This is a genomic window from Stenotrophomonas sp. HMWF003 (assembly GCF_003061285.1).
Classification (GTDB): domain Bacteria; phylum Pseudomonadota; class Gammaproteobacteria; order Xanthomonadales; family Xanthomonadaceae; genus Stenotrophomonas; species Stenotrophomonas maltophilia_AP.
Genome location: NZ_QAIW01000471.1, coordinates 402 through 14,949 on the forward strand (window position 1 = coordinate 402; position 14,548 = coordinate 14,949).

General features: G+C 69.2%; 13 protein-coding genes. 6 read left to right on the forward strand and 7 right to left on the reverse strand.

Features of this window, described 5'->3' with window-relative positions; genetic code table 11:
- Positions 1-220: 220 nt before the first annotated feature.
- The 3 genes from aroE to dinG all read left to right on the forward strand — a co-directional run bounded on the left by aroE (position 221) and on the right by dinG (position 3,667).
- Positions 221-1,066 carry a shikimate dehydrogenase gene (aroE, locus tag DBR34_RS21000; RefSeq protein WP_128098216.1) on the forward strand — a complete coding sequence of 282 codons (846 nt, stop codon included), beginning with the start codon at positions 221-223 and terminating at the stop codon, positions 1,064-1,066.
- A gap of 4 nt (positions 1,067-1,070) precedes the next feature.
- Positions 1,071-1,424 carry a hypothetical protein gene (locus DBR34_RS21005; RefSeq protein ID WP_258224229.1) on the forward strand — a complete coding sequence of 118 codons (354 nt, stop codon included), beginning with the start codon at positions 1,071-1,073 and terminating at the stop codon, positions 1,422-1,424.
- 182 nt (positions 1,425-1,606) lie between these two features.
- Positions 1,607-3,667, forward strand: a complete 2,061-nt coding sequence (dinG, locus tag DBR34_RS21010) for an ATP-dependent DNA helicase DinG (protein ID WP_128098228.1) — start codon at positions 1,607-1,609, stop codon at positions 3,665-3,667.
- Positions 3,668-3,733: 66 nt separating this feature from the next.
- Here the strand turns inward: dinG and DBR34_RS21015 are convergent, their stop codons facing one another.
- The 3 genes from DBR34_RS21015 to ilvD all read right to left on the reverse strand — a co-directional run bounded on the left by DBR34_RS21015 (position 3,734) and on the right by ilvD (position 6,951).
- Complete coding sequence (locus DBR34_RS21015) at positions 3,734-4,393, reverse strand: hypothetical protein (protein ID WP_308812573.1); 660 nt, start codon at positions 4,391-4,393, stop codon at positions 3,734-3,736.
- Positions 4,394-4,401: 8 nt separating this feature from the next.
- Entirely contained in the window at positions 4,402-4,992 is a 591-nt protein-coding gene (locus DBR34_RS21020; RefSeq protein WP_128098217.1) for a hypothetical protein, read from the reverse strand.
- A 126-nt stretch (positions 4,993-5,118) separates the two neighbouring features.
- Positions 5,119-6,951, reverse strand: a complete 1,833-nt coding sequence (ilvD, locus tag DBR34_RS21025) for a dihydroxy-acid dehydratase (protein ID WP_128098218.1) — start codon at positions 6,949-6,951, stop codon at positions 5,119-5,121.
- Positions 6,952-7,155: 204 nt separating this feature from the next.
- Between ilvD and DBR34_RS21030 the strand changes: the two genes are divergently transcribed.
- From DBR34_RS21030 to DBR34_RS24580, 3 genes are all read left to right on the forward strand, one after another.
- Positions 7,156-7,719: a DUF1190 domain-containing protein gene (locus DBR34_RS21030; protein ID WP_128098219.1), complete on the forward strand. Its 564-nt coding sequence runs from the start codon at positions 7,156-7,158 to the stop codon at positions 7,717-7,719.
- 3 nt (positions 7,720-7,722) lie between these two features.
- Positions 7,723-8,901 (forward strand): glutathionylspermidine synthase family protein, encoded by a 1,179-nt coding sequence (locus DBR34_RS21035; protein ID WP_128098220.1) that lies wholly within the window; start codon positions 7,723-7,725, stop codon positions 8,899-8,901.
- A gap of 326 nt (positions 8,902-9,227) precedes the next feature.
- Positions 9,228-9,563: a hypothetical protein gene (locus DBR34_RS24580; protein ID WP_308812574.1), complete on the forward strand. Its 336-nt coding sequence runs from the start codon at positions 9,228-9,230 to the stop codon at positions 9,561-9,563.
- Between the two features lie 28 nt (positions 9,564-9,591).
- On the opposite strand, the gene DBR34_RS21045 is transcribed toward DBR34_RS24580, so the two are convergent.
- The 4 genes from DBR34_RS21045 to DBR34_RS21060 form a co-directional block, all read right to left on the reverse strand.
- On the reverse strand, positions 9,592-10,890 hold the full coding sequence (locus DBR34_RS21045; RefSeq protein ID WP_128098221.1) for a DUF58 domain-containing protein: 1,299 nt from the start codon (positions 10,888-10,890) through the stop codon (positions 9,592-9,594).
- 37 nt (positions 10,891-10,927) lie between these two features.
- Positions 10,928-11,950: a MoxR family ATPase gene (locus tag DBR34_RS21050; RefSeq protein ID WP_051598689.1), complete on the reverse strand. Its 1,023-nt coding sequence runs from the start codon at positions 11,948-11,950 to the stop codon at positions 10,928-10,930.
- Positions 11,947-13,152: a DUF4350 domain-containing protein gene (locus DBR34_RS21055; protein WP_128098222.1), complete on the reverse strand. Its 1,206-nt coding sequence runs from the start codon at positions 13,150-13,152 to the stop codon at positions 11,947-11,949. The genes DBR34_RS21050 and DBR34_RS21055 overlap by 4 nt, the downstream gene beginning before the upstream one ends.
- The coding region (locus DBR34_RS21060; RefSeq protein ID WP_258224230.1) for a DUF4129 domain-containing protein at positions 13,149-14,548 on the reverse strand (1,400 nt) is incomplete at its 5' end. The genes DBR34_RS21060 and DBR34_RS21055, both read right to left, overlap by 4 nt.

Sequence of the window (14,548 nt, forward strand, 5' to 3'; positions counted from 1 at the left end):
AGGCCCACACGATGCGCTGGCCGTCCGGGGCGATGGTGGCCTGGGCCTCGTTGGCCTTGGTCGACACCACGCCCATGCCCTCGATGCCGAATTCGGAAAGCGCCATCGCCTGCGGCGTGGAGAGTAAACTGGCGCACAGCGCGAGCAGTGACAATGGAGTGCGCATAGCCGCTTCCGTTGGGGGTTTGCGTTCCATTCTAGGCCCGGAGCAGACACACCCATGACCGCCGATCGTTACGCCGTATTTGGCCAGCCCATCGCGCACTCGCAGTCGCCGCGCATCCACGCCGCGTTCGGCCGCCAGGAAGGCATCGCGCTGGACTACCGCGCCATCGAGGCCAGCCCGGACGCATTCGCCGCCGCCCTGGAGGCCTTCGCGGCCGAAGGCGGCGTGGGCGCCAACATCACCGCCCCGCACAAGGAGGCCGCCTTCGCGCTGTGCACCACGCTGACCTCGCGCGCGCGCCGGGCGGGCGCGGTCAACACGCTGCTGCGCAAGGGCGACCGCTGGCATGGCGACACCACCGATGGCATCGGCCTGGTGCGCGACCTCACCGACCGCCACGGCCTGGACCTGCGCGGCCGCCGCACCCTGCTGATCGGCGCGGGCGGATCGGCGCGCAGCGTCGCCCCGGCGCTGCTGGATGCCGGCATCCTGGAGCTGGTGGTGGTCAACCGCACCCCCGAACGCGCCGATGCGCTGATCGACGCCATGGGCGAACCCGGCCGCGCCATCACCCGGTACTGGGAAGACATCCGCGAACTGGGCGACTTCGAACTGATCGTCAACGCCACCTCGGCCGGGCGCGACCGCGCCAACGAATTCACCCTGCCGCTGGGGCTGGTCAACAGCATGACCACCGCGGTGGACCTCAATTACGGCGAGGCCGCCATCGGCTTCACCGCGTGGGCGCGGTCGGCCGGCTGCCGCAACGTGGTCGACGGCCTGGGCATGCTGGTCGAACAGGCCGCCGAGAGCTTCCTGCAGTGGCATGCAGTGCGACCGCAGACCGACCCGGTGTACGCCGAACTGCGCGCCGAGCACGCGTTGGCCGGCGAGGACTGAGCCGATGAACATGGAGCTGCTGATTTCCGTGCTGGGCATGACCGCCACGCGCCTGCCGATCCTGATTGCATTGGCCATCTCGGTGGTCTGGGTCATCGACACCCCGCGCACCACCGTGCGTGACGTGGCCTTGTGGTCGCTGATCCTGCTGGCCGTGGCCACCGTGGCCGGGCTGGTGTTGAACCTGGTGCCGATCTGGCTGGTGCAGCAGGGCAACTACGAGTCGATCCGCAGCCTGTCGATGTGGCTGGGCGTGGGTCATTTCGTGCTGGGCCTGCTCGAGGCGCTGGGCGTGGTGCTGCTGGTGTGGGCGCTGACCCGCACGCTGCGCGCCCGCAACGTGGCGGCGGCCGGCTGACCACCGCGCCGGAACGTGCGCCAGCGGGTGTGAACACCGGACCTGCATCCCGGATCTGAACCGGCGCGGAAATCCGCGCCGGTCCCGACCCTCCGCTCGTGAGAAAATACCCGCCGTGATCCAGGCAGGTAGCTCTTGGCGTGACCGAAAAAGTTGAAGCCCCGCGTGCGCTGAACGACGACATGAAGGCCGCCATCCGCGATGCCTACGCCAAGCTGCAGGCCAACACCCCCGGCTTCAGCACCCGGCGTTCGCAGAGCCAGATGATCGGCGTGGTCTCGCGTGCGCTGTCGCACAGCGGCGGCGTCGGCGTGGTCGAAGCCCCTACCGGCGTGGGCAAGTCGCTGGGCTACCTCACCGCTGGCGTGCCGATCGCGCTGGCCACCAAAAAGAAGCTGGTGATCAGCACCGGTACGGTGGCCCTGCAGTCGCAGCTGTTCGAGCGCGACATCCCCAACTTCCTCAAGGCCACCGGCATCGAGGCCACGGTGGCCCTGGCCAAGGGGCGCACCCGCTACCTGTGCACGCGCAATGCCGCCGAAGCGCATGGCGATGGCGCCCAGGAGGGCATGTTCGAGGACGAGCAACCGCTGTTCGACCGGCCGTTGGCGCCGATCGAGATGGATCTGGCGCAGAAGCTGAGCAAGGACTTCCTGGAAGGGCGCTGGAATGGCGACCTCGACAATGCCCCGGAGACCATCAGCAACACCCTGCGCTCGCGCATCACCACCCCGGCGTCCGGCTGTGCCGGGCGCAAGTGCGCCTATTCGGCGCAGTGCGCGGTGCTGCGCTCACGCAACACCGTGCGCGAGGCGCAGATCGTGGTGACCAACCACGCGCTGTTGTTGTCGGCGCTGTCCATCGGTGAAAGCGACAACGGCCAGCCGCTGATCGCGCCGCCCTCGGACATGCTGCTGGTGCTCGACGAAGGCCACCATATCGGCAGCGTGGCCATCGACCAGGGCGCGGCCAGCCTGGCCCTGGACGAGATGGCCAAGCGCACCGGCCGCCTGCAGGTGCTGATCGCCGCCTCCTACCGCGCGGTGGACAAGGACAAGCTGGGCAACCTGCTGCCCAACGAGGCCATCGAGGCCGCGGCCAAGGTCAGCAAGCAGCTCAAGGCGTTCCGCGACGTCATCGACCGCAGCTGGCGCCCGGACCCGGCCGCCCAGGAGCCGATGTGGCGCGCCCCGAACGGGCGCCTGCCGGAGATCTGGATGGCCGACATCGAGGCCATCGCCGACGACACCCGCAGCCTGTTCAACTGGGCCCATGCCGCGCTGGCCCAGGTGGCCAAGGGCAAGCCCGAGGACGCCGCCCGCGAACGCCTGCAGCGCAACCTGGGCATGGCGCTGGAGATGATCGAGCAGCAGCACAACCTGTGGACGGCCTGGCGCCGCGAAGACAAGGAAGGCCAGCCGCCGATGGCGCGCTGGATCACCCTGTCGCGCGATGGCGACCTGATCCTGCACGGGTCGCCGGTGTCGGCCGCGCACGTCCTGCGCAAACTGCTGTGGGACGAAGTGGATTCGGTGGTGATGACCTCGGCCACGCTGACCGGCGGCGGCGATTTCCAGTCGCTGGCGATCGACAACGGCATTCCGGCCGAGGCCGAGATGGTGTCGCTGGCCTCGCCCTTCGACCTGCCCAACCAGGCCCAGCTGATCGTGCCCGCGTTCCCGGTCACCCCCGACGACCGCGAGCGCCACCCCAAGGAAGTGGCCAAGTACCTGGTCAAGGAACTGGATTGGGGCAAGGGCAGCATCGTGCTGTTCACCTCGCGCTGGAAGATGGAAAAGGTGGCCGAGCTGATGCCCGCCGCGCAGCGCAAGCTGATGCTGGTGCAGGGCGAGGGCGCCAAGCAGAAGATGATCGATGAACACCTGCGCCGCACCGCGGCCGGCGAGGGCTCGGTGCTGTTCGGGCTGAACTCGTTCGGCGAGGGCCTGGATCTGCCCGGCGAGGCCTGCACCACGGTGGTGATCACCCAGGTACCGTTCGCGGTGCCCACCGACCCGCAGACCTCCACGCTGAGCGAGTGGTTCGAAAGCCGCGGCCTCAATGCCTTCAACCTGATCGCGATCCCGCACGCGCTGCGCACGCTGACCCAGTTCTCCGGCCGCCTGATCCGCACGTCCACCGACACCGGCCGCGTGATCATCCTCGACTCGCGCCTGCTGACCCGCCGCTACGGCAAACGCATCATCGACGCGTTGCCGCCGTTCAAGCGGGTGATCGGCTAGGAAACGCGGTGGAGCCACGCCACGCGTGGCTGCACAGGCCCGGGCGCGCCGCACACCCCACGGGCATTACCCGCCCGGGGTGCGGCAGGCCATCCCGTAGGCGTCGCGGTAGGGCCTGTCGAAGCAGCGCATCAGCCCCTCCAGCACGTCGAGGTTGGGCGGCCAGGGAATGCGCTGCTCCGTACCGTTTTGATTGAGGATCAGGACGCCATCGACCACCGTCATGCCTGGAGGTGTGTCGATCCGGGCAAGCGCATCACGTGCCTGCTGCAATGCGGCCCGGTCCTGTTGCAGGAACGCGATGCTGCCATCGACGTACAGGTTCCAGCCCGCCCGATCCTGCGCGGCGGGCTTGTAGGTGCTCTTCATCAGCGCTACCGCCTGCGGCGTCTGTCCAAGCTCGGCGCGGACCTGTGCTTCATGCCAGGCCAGCAGACCGATCCCGTTTGCCTTGGGCTGCGCACGGTAGGCCGCGATAAGGTCCGCAGCGGCCAGCTGGCACCCCGGTTTCTCCGCCATCGGACGCCAGCCGCCGGCCAGGTCCTGGTCGAACTGATCCGGCGACAGCGCCAGCAGCGCGGCGCGATCAACCACGCAGTCGTCGGCAAGGGCGGGAAGCGCAGCCAGCGAAACGGCCAGTGCAAGCAGACAGCGAACAGCACGCATCGTCACCTCCCTGTGCAGAACCATCACCGAAGTGTTCGCCAGCAGCGCGCGTCGGGTCAAGCCGCTACTTACTCCGACGCCGCCGGACACGCCTCATACGCCAACGCATACGGCTGGTACATGCACCGCACCAATGCATCCACCACGTCCAGCCGCGGGGGCCACGGCACCTGCTCGGCCTCCACCTGCACCTTGCCGTCGCGGACCACCCGGCCCGGTGGCGGCGGCAGCGCGGCCAATCGCGCACGTGCCTGCTTCAACGCCGGCAGGTCGTCGTCCAGGAAGGCAATGGTGGCGTCCACATACGCATTCCAGCCGCCCACATCGGCGTGTTTCGGTTTGTAGGTGGTGCGCATCAGCGCGCTGGCCGGGTCGCGTTCCCCGCCCAGTGCGCGCAGCTGCGCCTCGCGCCAGACCAACGGGGGATCGCCCGCCGCAGCGGGTTGCTGGCGCCGGTAGTCGGCGATGAGTTCGGCGGTTTCCAGCACGCAACCGGGCCGGTCGGCCAGCGGCCGCCAGCCCGCGTCCGGATCACCGTCGAACACCTGCAGGGGCAGGGCCAGCACCGCGTCGCGGTTGGCCAGTGTGCATTCGGCCGCCAGCAGCGGGGCGGAAGCGCAGGACAGCGCAAGAAACACCAGGCAATGATTCAGCCGCATCGTCACGTCCATGTGTGAAGGACGCCCAGTATGAAGGCTGCGCGCCGTTCCCGCATGGGCAACGGCCACTGTCGGCCATGCCGCCCGGATCGGTAGTGCCGGCCGCTGGCCGGCTCCCCTGCTACGTTACAGCTTCGACAAATCGCGCACCGCGCCCTTGTCCGCACTGGTGGCCAGCAGCGCGTAGGCCTTCAGCGCGCCGGTGACCTTGCGCGGGCGCGCCTCGCGCGGTGTCCAGCCCAGCGCATCCTGTTCGCGGCGGCGTGCGGCCAGCGTGGCGTCATCCACCAGCAGGTCGATGCGGCGCGCGGGGATGTCGATGCGGATGCGGTCGCCTTCCTGCACCAGCCCGATCACCCCGCCGGCGGCGGCTTCGGGCGAGGCGTGGCCGATCGACAGCCCGGAGGTGCCGCCGGAGAAGCGCCCGTCGGTGAGCAGCGCGCACTGCTTGCCCAGGCCCTTGGATTTCAGGTAACTGGTCGGGTACAGCATTTCCTGCATGCCCGGGCCGCCCTTCGGGCCTTCATAGCGGATCACCACCACGTCGCCGGCCACCACCTGATCGGCGAGGATGCCGGCCACCGCAGCGTCCTGGCTTTCGAACACGCGTGCGCGCCCCTCGAAGACGTGGATGGACTCATCCACGCCGGCGGTCTTGACCACGCACCCGTCCACGGCCAGGTTGCCGCGCAGCACGGCCAGCCCGCCTTCGGCCGAGTAGGCGTGGGCGACGCTGCGGATGCAGCCGTCGGCGCGGTCCACGTCGAGCGTGGGCCAGCGCGTGGCCTGGCTGAAGGCCACCTGGGTGGGAATGCCCGCCGGGCCGGCACGGAAGAAGTCGTGCACCTTCTCGTCCTCGCTCACGGCGACATCCCAGCGGGCGATCGCGTCGGCCAGGCTGCGGCTGTGCACGGTGGGCACGTCGGTATGCAGCAGCCCACCGCGCGCCAGCTCGCCCAGGATGCCGTACACGCCACCGGCGCGGTGCACGTCTTCCATGTGGTACTTCGGCGTGTTCGGGGCCACCTTGCACAGCTGCGGCACGCGCCGCGACAACGCGTCGATGGCCTGCAGATCGAAGTCGACCTCCGCTTCCTGCGCGGCGGCCAGCAGGTGCAGGATGGTGTTGGTGGACCCGCCCATGGCGATGTCCAGGGTCATCGCGTTTTCGAACGCGGCCACGCTGGCGATATTGCGCGGCAGCGCGTTGGCGTCTTCGCCGCCGTACCAGCGGTGGCACAGCTCCACAATCAGGCGCCCGGCGCGGCGGAACAGCTGCTCGCGGTCGGCGTGGGTGGCCAGGGTGGAGCCGTTGCCCGGCAGCGACAGCCCCAGGGCTTCGGTCAGGCAGTTCATCGAGTTGGCGGTGAACATGCCCGAACACGACCCGCAGGTGGGGCAGGCGCTGCGCTCGTACTCGGCGACTTTCTCGTCGCTGGCGCTTTCGTCGGCAGCGATCACCATCGCGTCCACCAGGTCCAGCTTGTGCTCGGACAAGCGGGTCTTGCCGGCTTCCATCGGTCCGCCGGACACGAACACCACCGGAATGTTCAGGCGCAACGCGGCCATCAGCATGCCGGGGGTGATCTTGTCGCAGTTGGAAATGCACACCAGCGCATCGGCGCAGTGCGCGTTGACCATGTACTCCACCGAGTCGGCGATGATCTCGCGGCTGGGCAGCGAATACAGCATGCCGTCGTGGCCCATGGCGATGCCGTCATCGACCGCGATGGTGTTGAACTCCTTGGCCACGCCGCCCACCTGCTCGATCTCGCGCGCCACCAGCTGCCCCAGGTCCTTGAGGTGCACGTGGCCGGGCACGAACTGGGTGAACGAATTGGCGATGGCGATGATCGGCTTGTGGAAGTCGCCGTCGGTCATGCCGGTGGCGCGCCACAGGGCGCGGGCGCCGGCCATGTTGCGGCCGGCGGTGGAGGTGCGGGAGCGGTATTCAGGCATGGGGGCTGGCAGGATCTGGCGGGCCGTGGGGGCGCGTTTCAGTTCGATTCTGCCGAAAAATTCCGGTTGCGTTTGCAACCGTTGCGCCCGCTGTTTCCAGGGCAAATGCTGAAATGCCATTCATGTTTCCGGCTTTGCCGGTTTTGGTTGTTCGCCGCGATCAGGCATGATTGGGGAGATAACCGCATTAGGGGGCATGACGCCATGAAACGTTCCAGGACCACCGCGCTGCTGTTGATGAGCGCCGCGCCGCTGCTGTTCACCGCCTGCCAGAAGGACGCCGCCGTCCAGACGCAGGAAGGGTTGTACACCTCGGTGGAGGCCTGTACCGAAGCCACGGGTGACCCGTCCAGCTGCCGCACCGCGTTTGCGCAGGCGCAGAAGCAGTCGGCCGATGCGGCGCCCAAGTACGCCTCGCGTGCCGAATGCGAAGCCGAGTACAACGCCGAGCAGTGCGTGGAACAGAAGACCTCCACCGGCCACTCGTTCATCGGCCCGATGATGATGGGCTTCTTCATGTCGCAGATGCTTGGCAACCGTGGCGCCGGCCTGGCGCAGGCCCCGGCGGCCAGCCCGGCCTACCAGGACAAGGCCAAGGGCTGGGCACGCCCGGCCCCGGGTGGCAGCGGCGGCTTGAACACCGCCAGCGGCATCGGCGCAGGCAAGGCCGGCCTGGCCCCGGTCAACGCCACCCCGAACCGTGCCGTCACCGCCAGCCGCGGTGGCTTCGGCAGCACCAGCAGCGGCCGCAGCAGCGTCGGCGGCTGATCGATGCAGCGTGTCCGTATTGCCGAGCGCAGCCAGTGGCGCGCCCGGGCCGAGGAATCCGGCTTCCGCTTCCACACCATCGACGGCCTGCCGTACTGGGATGAAACCGCGTATTACGCCTTCACCCTGCGCCAGATCGAACAGGACATCGAAGACCCCAGCGCCGAGCTGCACGCCATGGCGATGGGGTTGGTGGACGAGGTGGTGGGCAGCGAACAGCTGATGGACCAGCTGGCCATTCCGCCGGCGTTCCGCGACTGGATCGCCGACAGCTGGCGCCGTGGCGAGCCGCACCTGTATGGCCGCCTGGACTTTGCCTACGACGGTACGGGCCCGGCCAAGCTGTACGAACTCAATTACGACACGCCCACGTCGCTGTTCGAGGCCTCGTTCTTCCAGTGGCAGTGGCTGGAAGACCAGCGCAACCAGAACCGCCTGCCGCCCCACGCCGACCAGTTCAACGCGATCCACGAAGCGCTGGTGGACCGCTTCGCACAGCTGGCCGCGCAGCTGCCGCCGCCGCTGTACTTCAGCGCGGTGGGCAGCTCGGAGGAAGACCAGGGCACGGTGGCCTACCTGCGCGATTGCGCGGCCCAGGCCGGCCTGCGGGGCGAGGCGATCGCGATCGAAGACATCGGGTTGTCCGAAGACGGTCGCTTCACCGCGATGGATGACACCGTCATTGGCAGCCTGTTCAAGCTGTACCCGCTGGAAGACCTGATGACCGAGTCGTTTGGCCAGGCCTTGCCCGGGTCGGGCGTGCAACTGCTGGAACCGGCGTGGAAAGCGATCCTGAGCAACAAGGGCGTGCTGCCGTTGTTGTGGCAGCGCCACCGCGGCCATCCCAACCTGCTGCCGGCCGAGTTCGACGATGGCAGCGCGCTGCCACGTGGCTGGGTACGCAAGCCGCTGTTCTCGCGCGAAGGCGCCAACGTGGCCATGCACCTGGCCGACGGCAGCTGGCAGGAGAGTGAAGGCCCGTACACCGGCCCGGCAATCCGCCAGGCCGCGCACCCGCTCACCGCGTTCGACGGCGGCTACCCGCTGGTGGGCAGCTGGGTAGTGGGCGACCAGGCCTGCGGCCTGGGCATCCGCGAAGACAACAGCCGCATCACCCGCGACAGCGCGCGTTTCGTGCCGCACGCGATCATCGACGAAGCGCCGACGCGTATCTACGTCTGATGGCCATGATCTACCGTCGCGATCTGCGCGGCCGCCCGGTGGCCGGCCGGCATCTGGATGATGGGCATGGTCTGTGGCGGTACGCGGATCGGGTGGCGGTACGCTGCCACCGCTGCCAATCGCCTGGATGGGTGATCAGACAGGAGAAAGCCGCCAGCTTCCGGTGCCTGAACTGCAGCGTTGCGCTGGACGGTGGCTGCGGTTGCAGCCGCTGCGGGCCTGGCGACTGGGTGGGGCCGGTGCGTTACAGCGGCCGGCGTCCCTGTGGCTACTGTGGCCATCAGTGGGTCAGTGCCGCAGCGACACGCAAGGTGGCCTCGCCGCCCATGAAATCCCTTGCGGCGAACTGCGCCCAATGTGGACGCAGCAGCGATGTCACCGTCAGCGTGGTGCAGGTCCGCGGCAGCGAAGCGGTCGACCCGCATTTCGGCATGTCGCTGCTGTTGGTTGAGAAAACGGCCGCCGGCGTGCTGTGGGCCTACAACGCGGCTCACCTCCAGGCACTGCACGACTACGCTACTGCGTCGCTGCGCGAGAGCACCGGTATCGCCAATGGGTCAATGTTCTCGCGCCTGCCGCAGTGGATGAAACTGGCACGCAACCGCGTGCTGCTGCAGAAGGCCACCGCCCGTCTGATCGCCAAGGCCAACGCCATCCGCTAGGTACCGACCGTTGGTCGGTACGCGTGGGTTACAGCAATCCGTCGCGCTTGACCGCCAGATACCGCTCCACCAGCGCGCCCGGCAACGCATCGGCGGTGACGTCCAGCACCATCACCCGATGGCTGCGCAGGGCTTCATGCGCGTCGCTGCGCTGCTGCAGGTACCGCGCGATCGCACCGGCCTGGGTGGCGTCCTGCAGCGTCTCCACGTCCTGGTTCAGCGCGTCGTCCAGCTCGCGCTCGCGCAGGCTGGCCACGCATACCAGGTGCTGGCGCTGCAGCAGGCGCACCGCGGCGAGCAGGTCTTCGATGTCTTCGTCGCGCACGTTGGTGACCAGCATCACCAGCGAGCGTCGCCGTTGGCGCAGGGTGAGCTCGGTGGCGGCCGCCAGGTAATCGGTGGCGACCGGTCGCGCCTGCAGGTCGTAACTGGCGCGCAGCAGTGCATCGATCGCGCCCATGCCGCGCTGCGGTGCCACCCAGCGGCTGTCGCCGCCGCTGGCAAACAGGCCCACGCCGTCGCCCTGGCGCAACGCCAGGTAGGACACCACCAGCGATGCGTTGAGCACGTGGTCGAAGTGCGACAGCCCGCCTTCGCTGGCCATCATGCGCCGGCCGGTGTCGATCATCAGCATCAGCTGCTGGTTCTTCTCGTCCTGGTACTCGCGCGAAATCAGCTTGCGCGCGCGCGACGTCGCCTTCCAGTCGATCTGGCGCAGGCTGTCACCGATGCGGTACTCGCGCATCTGGTGGAAATCGGTGCCTTCGCCACGGCGACGCTTCAGGTGTGCGCCGACCAGCCGCGAGGCCTGTTCGGCACTGAACAACGCAAAGCGGGTCAGCGGGGCGAAGTTGGGGTACACGCGCACGCTCAGCGCGGGTGGCACGGTACGCCGCTGCCGCCACAGCCGCCACGGCGCCTGCACGCGCAGGTGCACGCCGTCCAGGTCGAAGCGGCCCCGCGCGGTGGGGGTCACCGTGTACTGGAAACTGCTGGCCACCATCGGCTTGAGCGTGAGCCGGCGCGGCAGACCCTGCAGCGTCCATTGGCCCGGCGCCAGGTCGAACGCCTCCACGCGCTGGTGCAGACTCGATTCCAGCCGCAGCGTGACCGGCCGCGCCACGTTCAGTGCCAGTGCCTCGGGCATGTCGCGCTGGATGCTGGGCGAGGGTTGCCGCCACAGCCGCAGCAGGTCCACCAGCGCCAGCAGCGCGATCGCGCCGCCGGCGGCGGCCCAGCTCCAGCGCGGCCACAGCCCGAACGCCACCGGCAGCCCGAGCAGGCTCCAGGCCAGCAGCAACACCAGCAGCAACGGCGCTGGCCTCATCGGCGCAGCGTCCAGGCGTCAATGGCGCGGCAGGACCTCATTTGCGCGGTGCTTCCACCTTGGCCAGCAACGCTTCAAGCGCGTCGTCGGCACTTTGCCCTTCGATCTGCAGTTCCGGGGCCAGCGCGATGCGGTGGCGCAGCGCCGGCTTGGCGATGTCGCGCACGTCATCGGGGGTGACGAAATCGCGACCGGCCAGCACCGCCTGCGCGCGCGCGGCACGGACCAGCGCAATGCTGCCGCGCGGGCCCGCGCCCAGCGCGATGCCCGGCCACTGGCGCGTGGCGGCCACGATCCGCACCGCGTAGTCGATCACTTCGGGGTCCACGGTGATCGCGGCGGTGGCCTGCTGCAATGCCACCACCTCGGCGGCGGTGAGCACGCGCGGCACCTGCGACAGGTCGAAGTCGGCCGCGCTGCGGCCGGTGGTGATCGCATCGACCATGCGCTTCTCGTCTTCCAGCTGCGGGTAGTCGATCAGCACCTTGAGCAGGAAACGGTCCAGCTGCGCTTCGGGCAGCGGGTAGGTGCCTTCCTGCTCCACCGGGTTCTGCGTGGCCAGTGCCAGGAACGGCGGGGTCAGCGCGAACGCCTTGCCTTCGATGGTGACCTGGCCTTCCTGCATCACTTCCAGCAGCGCCGACTGGGTCTTGGCGGGCGCGCGGTTGATTTCATCGGCCAGCAGCAGGTTGGTGAACACCGGGCCGCGGCGGATCTTGAAGCTCTCCGACTTGGGGTCGTACACCGCGTGCCCGCTGACGTCGCTGGGCATCAGGTCGGGGGTGAACTGCACGCGGCCGTAGTCCAGCTCCAGCGCCTGGGCCAGTGCCCGCACCAGCAGCGTCTTGCCCAGCCCGGGCACGCCTTCGATCAGCACGTGGCCACCGGCCAGCAGCGCGATCAGGATCTGGTCGAGCACCTCCGGTTGGCCGATGAACGCGCGGCCGACCGCATCGCGCACGGCATCGACGCGTTCAACCAGGCTGGGGCCGGACAGCGCGGCCGGGGCCGGGCTGGGGTCGGGCGGGGACAGCGGCGGCGGCTGGATGGACTCGGTCATAGCAGGTTTCTCATCTGGATCAGCAGGCGGATGCGCTCGCGCAGCGCGGTGAGGTCGTGCGAAGCGGGAACGTGCAGGGCAGTCTGCACGCGGGTGTGGGGCCACTGCAGCAACGTGGCGATGGCCTGCACCTGCGCCTCGCCGGTGAGCGCGGCGGCTGTCGGTGCCCGCCGCCGCAACCGCGCCAGGAACGCGCGGCGTACCGCGTCGTACAGCAGCGGGGCCTTGCCGTACCGCAGCAGGTGCTCGCCACTGGCGCGCACGTGTTCCAGCAGCGAGCGGCGCTCGATCGCCGGCGACGGCAACAGGCTGCCCATGCGCTGCGCGCGCAGCCACAGCCAGGCCAGCAGGGCCAGCTGCAGGGGCACCCAGACCGGCCAGCCCTGGTAGAAGATCCGGTGCCACAACGAGGGCGGGCGCGAGCCGTATACCAGCCACATCGTGCCCTGCCCATAGCGCGGGGCCAGCAGGTAGCGGGTGAGGTCGCGGTGCGCCTTGTCGTGCAGGCCATCGACGAAGTCGCCCGGCTTTGTACCGGGGGCGTCGGGCGGGGCAGGGCGGCCACGGCCCTGCAGGAAGTCCATATCGGCCAGCACGTCCACGCTGCCCTGGCCGTGGCGCAGACGGGCGTACACCAGCCCGTAAGCCTCGCTGTCTTCGTCCTGCTCGCCCCAGCTGCGCTCCAGCGTGATTCCCGGCGGCGGTGCCACGCTGAAGCGGCGGCCGCCGCAGAACTCCACGTGCTGCGGGTCATCGCGCACGTGGAAGGGCTGGCAGCCGGCCTCCATATCGGTGCCGTCCACGCCCAGTGCGTCCAGCAACGGCCCATTGCGCTCGAGCAGGTCGTCGCCGGTGATCGGCGGCGTGCGCACCAGCAGATGGCCGCCGCGTGCCACCCAGTCCAGCAGCGCCTGCGCCGTGGGCGGTGGCAGCGTAGCGCTGTCCTGCAGCAGCACCAGGGTGTCGTGCGGCTGCAGCGCCATCGTGGTCAGGTCCACGCGCGGCTGCGAATGCACCTCGATGCCGTCGGCGCGCAATGCCTGCCCCAGCACGTACAAGGGGTTGTAACTGGCTTCGCCCTGCGGGGGCAGGTGCTGGGTTTCGGTGATGCGCTCGTGCGAGCGCAGGAACAGGATCGTCAGCGGCACGCCGATCGCGAGCAGCCCCATCACCACCAACAGCCAGCGCAGACGGATGCTCATCCGCGCCACCGGAACTGCTGCTGCAGGGTGCTGGCCAGGCTCTCGAACGCCTCGTCGTCGGGCAGCCGGCCGGCATAGGCGGCGTACTGCCACACGCGGACGACACGTGCGAACAGGCTGCGATCGGCCGCGTCGGGCATGCGCCGCGATACGCGCAGGCACTGCGCCTCGGTGGCGCCGGGCGGCAGCGCCATCTGCGCCCGTTCGCTCATCGATTCCACACTGGCGCGGTACAGCAGCGCCAAGGCCTGGCGTGGCCGTCCCTGTTGCCACAGGGCGCGTGCGCGCGCCGCCGCGTCCGGTGGGACCTCCTGCGGCACGCTGATGTCATCTTCGACCACCGCCGACACCGTGGCACGGCGCCGCGCGCCATCGCCGCGCAACCAGCGCAGCCAGCGCGGTGCGGTGACCGCCAGGATCACCAGCAGGACGCCGACCAGCCCCCACAGCATCCACTCGGCGATCTGTGCCGGCAGCAGCGGCCCCTTGGGCCTGCGCGCCGTGTCGGTGTCCTTGGCGTCCGGTGTCTTCTTCTCTTTCGCCGCAGGATCCTGGTCGGTGCGTTCCCAGCGGCTGACCTGGCGGGTCGGGCTTTGCAACGGATCCTCATAGGCGCGCTGCACCGCCTGGCGGAAGCCGGCGGTGTCCACGTCATCGCTGCCGAAGATGCCTTCCGCAGTATTGGCCGGATCATTGGCATACGTGGCTGTGGGCCGCTCGGCGTCGTGCGTGTCCTTCTTTGCTTCCGCCTCGGCGTCGTCCAGCAGCTGCTCCAGCGAGGGCGCACCGGCGTCGGCGGGCTGGGCGTGCAACGGCGTGCCCGGCCATGCCAGCACCAGCGCAAGCACGAGCAGCGGTGCGACCTGCTGCAGGCGGTCGCGCAGGCGCCGGAACGCGATCTCCACGTCCCAGGCCTCCATCTCGGTGCGCCGGTTCAAGTACAGCCCGAAACCGGCGCCGGTATAGAACGGCCCGATCAACGTGGCCGACAGCCAGAAGACCAGGTTGAGCCCGAGCAGGGCCCAGGCCGGGGTGTCGTCGCGCACCATGGCCCACGCCGCGCGCCACGAGTCGGACAGCAGCTCGAACGGCACGAACAGGAACACCGCAGCGATGCAGCCGGCCACCAGTACCAGTTCGAAGGCCATGCAGGTGGCGGCCAGCAGCAGCGCGTGCCCGAACGCACCACTGGCGATCGCACGTCGGCGCACACCCCGGTGTTCGGGCGGGTTGCCCTCCAGCAGGTTCACCGGCATCAGCAGCGTGCGCAGCGGGCTGAAACGGCGCCAGCCCAGGTAGCCCCAGAACCCGGCCCAGCCCCACTGGCGCTGGGCGCGCAGGGTCTGCAGGGCAGTGGGCTCGTCGCCGAAGATGCTCCGCGAGATGACATACAGGG

Coding starts and splice junctions, on each gene's coding strand:
- aroE (WP_128098216.1), top strand. CDS start 221: ATGACCGCCGATCGTTACGCCGTATTTGGCCAGCCCATCGCGCACTCG.
- DBR34_RS21005 (WP_258224229.1), top strand. CDS start 1,071: ATGAACATGGAGCTGCTGATTTCCGTGCTGGGCATGACCGCCACGCGC.
- dinG (WP_128098228.1), top strand. CDS start 1,607: ATGAAGGCCGCCATCCGCGATGCCTACGCCAAGCTGCAGGCCAACACC.
- DBR34_RS21020 (WP_128098217.1), bottom strand. CDS start 4,992: ATGCGGCTGAATCATTGCCTGGTGTTTCTTGCGCTGTCCTGCGCTTCC.
- ilvD (WP_128098218.1), bottom strand. CDS start 6,951: ATGCCTGAATACCGCTCCCGCACCTCCACCGCCGGCCGCAACATGGCC.
- DBR34_RS21030 (WP_128098219.1), top strand. CDS start 7,156: ATGAAACGTTCCAGGACCACCGCGCTGCTGTTGATGAGCGCCGCGCCG.
- DBR34_RS21035 (WP_128098220.1), top strand. CDS start 7,723: ATGCAGCGTGTCCGTATTGCCGAGCGCAGCCAGTGGCGCGCCCGGGCC.
- DBR34_RS24580 (WP_308812574.1), top strand. CDS start 9,228: ATGAAATCCCTTGCGGCGAACTGCGCCCAATGTGGACGCAGCAGCGAT.
- DBR34_RS21045 (WP_128098221.1), bottom strand. CDS start 10,890: ATGAGGCCAGCGCCGTTGCTGCTGGTGTTGCTGCTGGCCTGGAGCCTG.
- DBR34_RS21050 (WP_051598689.1), bottom strand. CDS start 11,950: ATGACCGAGTCCATCCAGCCGCCGCCGCTGTCCCCGCCCGACCCCAGC.
- DBR34_RS21055 (WP_128098222.1), bottom strand. CDS start 13,152: ATGAGCATCCGTCTGCGCTGGCTGTTGGTGGTGATGGGGCTGCTCGCG.